Source organism: Pseudoroseomonas ludipueritiae, assembly GCF_014490445.1.
Classification (GTDB): Bacteria; Pseudomonadota; Alphaproteobacteria; order Acetobacterales; family Acetobacteraceae; genus Pseudoroseomonas; species Pseudoroseomonas ludipueritiae.
In genome coordinates this window covers 1-5,074 of the sequence record NZ_JACTUZ010000227.1, presented here as the reverse complement: position 1 = coordinate 5,074, position 5,074 = coordinate 1, and the positions used below count along the sequence as shown (strand labels likewise).

The 5,074-nt window shown below is 71.1% G+C and carries 9 protein-coding genes; 6 read left to right on the top strand and 3 right to left on the bottom strand.

The genetic code is table 11. The features are described from left to right. Together IBL25_RS24360 and IBL25_RS24355 are read left to right on the top strand one after the other, a co-directional pair. A partial coding sequence (locus IBL25_RS24360; protein WP_187781054.1) for a hypothetical protein occupies positions 1 to 226 on the top strand: 226 nt, incomplete at its 5' end. Between the two features lie 16 nt (positions 227 to 242). Then, positions 243 to 530 carry an RNA-binding S4 domain-containing protein gene (locus IBL25_RS24355; protein ID WP_187781053.1) on the top strand — a complete coding sequence of 96 codons (288 nt, stop codon included), beginning with the start codon at positions 243 to 245 and terminating at the stop codon, positions 528 to 530. A gap of 6 nt (positions 531 to 536) precedes the next feature. Here IBL25_RS24355 and IBL25_RS24350 read toward each other — a convergent pair whose 3' ends face one another. Then, a complete protein-coding gene (locus tag IBL25_RS24350; protein ID WP_187781052.1) occupies positions 537 to 1,325 on the bottom strand; it encodes a class I SAM-dependent methyltransferase in 789 nt (262 codons plus the stop codon). Positions 1,326 to 1,396: 71 nt separating this feature from the next. Here IBL25_RS24350 and gloB point away from each other — a divergent pair, with 71 nt between their 5' ends. From gloB to IBL25_RS24330, 4 genes are read left to right on the top strand one after another with little or no spacing between them, the layout of a single operon-like run. Next, positions 1,397 to 2,128, top strand: coding sequence for a hydroxyacylglutathione hydrolase (gene gloB, locus IBL25_RS24345; protein ID WP_187781051.1), 732 nt, complete (start codon positions 1,397 to 1,399; stop codon positions 2,126 to 2,128). A gap of 26 nt (positions 2,129 to 2,154) precedes the next feature. Beyond that, the gene (locus IBL25_RS24340; protein ID WP_187781050.1) at positions 2,155 to 2,748 is read left to right on the top strand and encodes a glutathione S-transferase; all 594 of its coding nucleotides are present in this window, start codon (positions 2,155 to 2,157) and stop codon (positions 2,746 to 2,748) included. Then, the gene (locus IBL25_RS24335; RefSeq protein WP_187781049.1) at positions 2,748 to 3,200 is read left to right on the top strand and encodes a cupin domain-containing protein; all 453 of its coding nucleotides are present in this window, start codon (positions 2,748 to 2,750) and stop codon (positions 3,198 to 3,200) included. The genes IBL25_RS24340 and IBL25_RS24335 overlap by 1 nt, the downstream gene beginning before the upstream one ends. Then, complete coding sequence (locus IBL25_RS24330) at positions 3,197 to 3,805, top strand: class I SAM-dependent methyltransferase (protein ID WP_187781048.1); 609 nt, start codon at positions 3,197 to 3,199, stop codon at positions 3,803 to 3,805. Before IBL25_RS24335 ends, IBL25_RS24330 begins: the two co-directional genes overlap by 4 nt. Positions 3,806 to 3,876: 71 nt before the next feature. Here the strand turns inward: IBL25_RS24330 and IBL25_RS24325 are convergent, their stop codons facing one another. Both IBL25_RS24325 and IBL25_RS24320 read right to left on the bottom strand, forming a co-directional pair. Next, positions 3,877 to 4,386, bottom strand: coding sequence for a pyridoxamine 5'-phosphate oxidase family protein (locus IBL25_RS24325; protein WP_187781047.1), 510 nt, complete (start codon positions 4,384 to 4,386; stop codon positions 3,877 to 3,879). 60 nt (positions 4,387 to 4,446) lie between these two features. After that, complete coding sequence (locus IBL25_RS24320; protein ID WP_238940639.1) at positions 4,447 to 4,926, bottom strand: PaaI family thioesterase; 480 nt, start codon at positions 4,924 to 4,926, stop codon at positions 4,447 to 4,449. Between the last annotated feature and the right edge of the window lie 148 nt (positions 4,927 to 5,074).

Below are 5,074 nucleotides of genomic sequence, written 5' to 3'. Positions count from 1 at the left end.
CCCGCCGCGCGACCGCCAGAACCGCCCCGAGGGCGAGCGCCCGCAGGGCGACCGGCCGCGTGGCCCGCGGGAGGACCGCCCGCGCGGCAACCGCCCCTTCGACAAGGGGCGCGACAACCGGGGCAACGAGGGCCGCACCTACAGCTTCGACACGCCGAAGCCGGCCAAGGCCGACCCCGACAGCCCGTTCGCCGTGCTGGCGAAGCTGAAGCTGGGCAAGGGCTGAAAGGCCCTTCCCGGCGGTGGCCGAGACCGAGGACCGCGACTGGCAGCGGCTGGACAAGTGGCTGTGGTGCGCGCGGGTGGCCAAGACCCGCGCGGAATGCAGCCGCTTCGTCGAGCGCGGCACGGTGCGGCTGAACCGCCAGCCGGTGGACAAGCCCCATGCCAAGCTGCGGCCGGGGGATGTGCTGACCCTGGCCTTCGGCGGGCCTGAGAAGGGCGTGGTGCGCGTCTGGCGCGTCCTGTCCCTGGCGGAGCGGCGCGGCCCGGCGCCGGAAGCGCGCGGGCTTTACGAAGAGATCAGCTAGGCCGCCTTATGCCGCCGGCTGGTCTTCCTGCGCCATCGCGGGTGTGAAGCGCACCCCGGCCGGCACCAGCACGCGCCGGCCCTTGGCAGGTATCGCCCCTACCGGCACGGCGCCGAACATTTCCTTCCGCGCCTCCACCAGCGTCACGCCCGCGAATCGCGGCGCCAGCGCGCGCCCGGCGCGTTCCCAGACCCCGGCGCCGCGCAGCAGCAGCCGCGCCTGGAAGGGCGGGATGAAGAGCGCGCCGCGCCGCCGCTCCACCGTGAACATGGTGCGGCTGAGCAGGCGGGAGATCTGCCCGGGCGAGTAAGGCCGCCCCTGGCCGAAGGGCGTGGTATCGGAATGGGCCCAGATGCCGCGGCGGTTGGGCACCACCACCAGCAGCCGGCCATCCTCCTTCAGCACGCGCCAGACCTCGCGCAGCAGGCGGCGGCCGTTCTCGGCGGTCTCCAGCCCATGCACCAGCAGCACATTGTCGAAGCAGAAATCGGGAAAGGGCAGTTCCGTCTCTTCCACCAGGGTGGAGAGGCCAGGGCCGCCACGGGGCCAGGATTGCGGCCCCAGTTCCGCTGGCGTGGCGCAAAGCACGCGCTCCGCGCCGTCCCGCCACAGGCGCAGATAGGGGGCGGCATGGCCGAGCCCCAGCACCCGCCGGCCGGTCAGGTCCGGCCAGAGTTCCAGCAGCCGCTCCCGCAGCACCCGCGCCGCCACCCGCCCGGTGGCGGAGTGGTAGAAATCACGGTGCGGCGATTCGGGAACGACCGATTCGGGGGGCGTGTGGACCTCCGCGCTCATGCACCTGATATAGTGGCGCAAGCCTGGGCTGACACGCCCTTCCTGCGCCCCAAGACAGAAGGACCGATGCAATGACCGTGACCGTTAAGGCTGTGCCCTTTGCGTCCGACAATTATGCCTGGCTGCTGCGGGACCAAGCCACCGGCACGGTCGCCATCTGCGACCCGGGCGAGGCCGCGCCGGTCACCGCCGCGCTGGATGCCGCCGGTGGCCGCTGCGACATCATCCTGCTGACCCACCACCATGCCGACCATATCGATGGCGTGGAGGAGGTGCGGGCGAAGTACGGCGCCAAGGTCATCGGCGCCAAGGCCGACGCGCACCGGCTGCCGAAGCTCGACCAGGCCGTGGTGCCAGGCGAGACGGTCCGGGTAGGCGAGACGGAAGGCCGCGTCATCGACAGCCCCGGCCATACGGTCGGCCATGTCGCCTTCTACTTCCCCGACGGGGACGTGCTGCTGTGCGGCGACACGCTCTTCTCCCTCGGCTGCGGCCGGCTGCTGGAGGGCACGGCGGAGGATATGTTCCATGCGCTGGAGCTGCTGAAGCCGCTGCCGCCGCAGACCCTGGTCTGCTGCGGCCATGAATACACCGAAAGCAATGCCCGCTTCGCGCTGACGGTGGAGCCGGACAACAAGGCGCTGCGCGACAAGGCGGCCGATGTCGCCGCCAAGCGCGCCGCCGGCAAGCCGACCGTGCCCTCCCTGCTGGGCCAGGAGATGGAGACCAATCCTTTCCTGCGTGTGCCCAGCGCCACTCGTCTGGCCGAAATCCGCAAGGCGAAGGATAACTTCCGCGGCTGAACAACCCGGGAAGGAATCGCGCCGCCATGCAGCTCTTCTACTCCGCCACCAGCCCCTATGTGCGGAAGGTGATGGTCTGCGCGCTGCTGCGCGGCCTGGATGACCGGATCGAGCGGGTCAACACCAATCCGCATCTCAGCCCGCCGGAGCTGCTGGCGCAGAATCCGCTGTCCAAGGTGCCCTGCCTCGTCACGGTGGAAGGGCTGCCGGTCTATGACAGCCGGGTGATCTGCGAGTATCTCGACGGGCTGGGCACCGCGCATCCGCTCTTCCCGGAACCGGGGCCGGAGCGCACAGGGGCACTGGTGATGCAGGCGCTGGGGGATGGCATCATGGATGCCGCCGTCGCCCGCCGCATGCAGCAGCCCCTGCCGCAGGACGAGGGGCGGCGGGATTTCAGCGGCCGGGCCCGGGCGGCCGTCGCCCGCGCGCTGGAGGTGCTGGAGGCCGCGCCGCCGCAGGGGCTGCGGGATATCGGCGCGGTCGCCGTGGCCTGCGCCCTTGGCTACCTCGACCTGCGCTTCGCGGACGAGCCCTGGCGCGAGGCACATCCGAAGCTGGCGGCCTGGTTCGCCGAGGTGTCGCAGCACGCGGCACTGACCGGAACCACGCCCGCCTGATGCCGCCCATCGACCTGCGCGATGGCAGCCTGCCGGCGGCGGCGGTGATCGCGGCGCTGGAGTTGCGCCCGCATCCGGAAGGCGGCCATTACCGCGAGATCTGGCGGGATGCGCCGGCGGATGGCGGGCGCGGCGCCGGTACCGCCATCTACTTCCTGCTGGCCCCAGGCGAGCGCAGCCACTGGCACCGCGTCGATGCCGCCGAAGCCTGGCACTGGTATGCCGGCGGGCCGCTGACGCTTTCCCTTTCCGCCGATGGGCACGGGGTGGAGGAGCGGCTGCTGGGCCCTGACCTTGGCGCCGGGCAACGGCCCTTCGGCATTGTGCCGAAGGGCTGGTGGCAGGCGGCGCGCCCGCTGGGGGGCTGGGTGCTGGTGGGCTGCACCGTCAGCCCCGCCTTCGACTTCGCGGGTTTCGAGCTGGCGCCGCCTGGCTGGAACCCGATGCCATGAGTGACAGCCTGGCCTGGGATGCCCGCTATGCCGCCCAACCCTGGATGTTCGGGCGGGCGCCCAACCGCTACCTCGAAAGCCTGTCCCCCAGCCTGCCTCGTGCTGGCCGCGCGCTGGCACTGGGCGATGGCGAAGGCCGCAACGGTGTCTGGCTGGCGCAACAGGGGCTGGAGGTCACGGCGGTGGACTGGTCCGCTGCCGGGCTGGAGCGCGCCGCTGCCCTGGCCGCCGAACAAGGTGTGCCGCTGCGCATTGAGGCCGCCGACCTTACCCGCTGGCCCTGGCCGGAATCACGATTCGACCTGATCGCCTGGATCTTCCTGCATCTGCCGCTGGAGGACCGGGCGGTGGTCGTCGCCGGCGCCCTGCGCGCCCTGGCACCGGGCGGGCTGCTGGTGCTGGAATGCTTCACCCCGGCGCAGCAGGGCCGCCGCAGCGGCGGGCCGAAGGAACCCGCGTTGCTCTGGACCCGCGCCATGGCCGAGGAAGCCTTCGCCGCCCTGGAGGTGCAGGAATGCCTGGAAGGCACCGTCCGGCTGGACGAAGGCCCAAAGCACCAGGGCCCGGCGGAGGTGGTGCGCGGCTTCTGGCGCAAGCCGGGCTGAGCCACGCATAAAAAAAGCACCGCCCGGCCAGTTTGGCGGGGCGGTGCCGGTGCGGCCTTCAGGCCGAAGCCTCAGTCGTGGAAGGCCACCTTGGCATTCTCGCCGGTATGGGCGGGCTTGCCCGTCGCGGCGGCCTTGGCATAGCCGAAGGCGAAGGCGACATTGGAGCTGACGCCATCCCAGTATTCGGCGCTCTCGACCTCCACCGCGATCAGCGCGATGCCATCGCCTTCCGGGCCCTGCGGCAGCCAGGTGCGCAGGTCCTCGGTCCAGAGCTTCTTGTTCATCTCCTTGTCGCGCACCACGCGGGCCTTGCCGGCGATGGAGACGAAGTCCTGGCTCTTGGTATCCGAGTAGCCCAGCAGCACCCGCGGATCGCCCTCGATCTCATCGACCTTCGGGCTGTCGTCCCTGGTGAAGAACCACAGCGTCTTGCCATCCGCATCCGGCTTCTGGGCCCGCATCGGGCGGCCGTGCATGCGGCCTTCCGGGTTGGTGGTCACCATGATGGCGACCTGGATGTCCTTGATCATCTCGCGCACTTTCATGCGCATCTCGTCTTCGTTCTGGGGGGCAGCCATGCTCGTGTCTTCCCTCACTGTTCGGGAGGGAAACAGCGCAGGTGCGATCCGGTTGCGGCTTCAGCCCGCCTCGGGCTGGCCCTCGGTGGTCTCGCTGCCCTTGCGCCAGCGGTGGGTGGAACTGCCGAAGGCCACCATCTCGCCGGCCTCGTTGAAGACCTCCGTGCGCGCGAAATAGATGTTGCGGCCGCGCGAGGCCATCTTCGCCTCCGCCACCACCCGCCCGCTGGCGACCTGGCCGGTGAAGCGGCAATCCAGGTCGATGGTCACCGCGCGGCGGGCGTTGCCGGGCACGCTGCACCACAGCCCGCAGAAGCCGGCGGCCTGGTCTATCAGGGACAGGATGGCGCCGCCGTGGAGGATGCCGCTGCGGTTCATGTGCTGCGGGCTGGCGGTCATCACCACGCGGGCGAAGCCGTCGCGCCATTCCTCCAGCCGCATCCCGAGCAGTTCGTGATAGGGGGCGGAGGCGGCGGCGAAGGTGGGGTCTGCATTCTCGGACATGGAGGCGGGGGTGCCGGGGGATGGCGCCAGCGTCAAGGGGCTTCCAGCCGCCGCGCCAATGCGGGGGCAAGGCCGGTGCTGGGTGCCGAGGCGGCGGCGGGCGGCACCGGCAGCGGGCGCGCGGCCACCCGCAGCAGGCATTCCAGGCTGTCCAGCACCGGCACGGGCAGGCGCGGTTGCAGGC

Coding starts and splice junctions, on each gene's coding strand:
- IBL25_RS24350 (WP_187781052.1), bottom strand. CDS start 1,325: ATGAGCGCGGAGGTCCACACGCCCCCCGAATCGGTCGTTCCCGAATCG.
- gloB (WP_187781051.1), top strand. CDS start 1,397: ATGACCGTGACCGTTAAGGCTGTGCCCTTTGCGTCCGACAATTATGCC.
- IBL25_RS24340 (WP_187781050.1), top strand. CDS start 2,155: ATGCAGCTCTTCTACTCCGCCACCAGCCCCTATGTGCGGAAGGTGATG.
- IBL25_RS24335 (WP_187781049.1), top strand. CDS start 2,748: ATGCCGCCCATCGACCTGCGCGATGGCAGCCTGCCGGCGGCGGCGGTG.
- IBL25_RS24330 (WP_187781048.1), top strand. CDS start 3,197: ATGAGTGACAGCCTGGCCTGGGATGCCCGCTATGCCGCCCAACCCTGG.
- IBL25_RS24325 (WP_187781047.1), bottom strand. CDS start 4,386: ATGGCTGCCCCCCAGAACGAAGACGAGATGCGCATGAAAGTGCGCGAG.